The organism is Lewinella sp. W8 (assembly GCF_004375085.3).
In the GTDB taxonomy this organism is placed as follows: domain Bacteria; phylum Bacteroidota; class Bacteroidia; order Chitinophagales; family Saprospiraceae; genus Neolewinella.
Genome location: NZ_SNAQ03000064.1, coordinates 1 through 635, shown reverse-complemented (window position 1 = coordinate 635; position 635 = coordinate 1). Strand labels below are relative to the sequence as shown.

At 62.2% G+C, this 635-nt stretch carries 1 protein-coding gene; it reads left to right on the top strand.

The genetic code is table 11. The features are described 5' to 3' along the window. Positions 1 to 635 (top strand): hypothetical protein (locus tag E1J53_RS24075; RefSeq protein WP_173021627.1); only part of this gene is annotated, 635 nt, incomplete at both ends.

The following is a 635-nucleotide window of genomic DNA, read 5'->3' as shown; positions in this document are numbered from 1 at the left end:
GAGGTACTGCTGGATACGGACATTGCCGCTACGGGCCGTCTGGAGTTCCCGGTAGAAGCCGGCTTTACGCTCTTCATCGGCATCGACGACGATGGCTTTACGCCCAGCCTTTCGGACAACCCGGATGCGACGAGTGATCTGCGGATCAGCAACTTCAGCTTCACGCCGCCGGAGAGCCCGCTGACGCTGGACAACTTCGAGACCTGCTGGGGTGTGGTGAACGCCGAAGACAAGACGCCACCGGCGGTGGTGACGACTCCGGAAGACGAAGTGCTTCCCTGCACGGACTTCGAAGAGATCATGCTGACGATGCTGGACGTGAACATCAGCCGCTGCTGGATTGTGGAGCGGGACGCTCAGGGTGTCTTCCGCACGGTACCCGGTACGATGGCCACGGCCCTGCGCGACCGTCTGGACCTGGTCGCCTTTGATCCCGGTGCGGGTACGGCGATCGTTCCTGAGTTCAGCGACGGCTGTGCCCCGCGCCTGCAGGTGTGTGTGAACGACGTGGCGACCTTCGACGAAGAAGACCCCGAGTGTAACGACGTGGTGATCACACGTACGTTTACGGCCACGGAACTGGACAACTGCGAGAACGCAGCCGGTGAAGAGAACGGCCCGGCGGTGACCTCCTT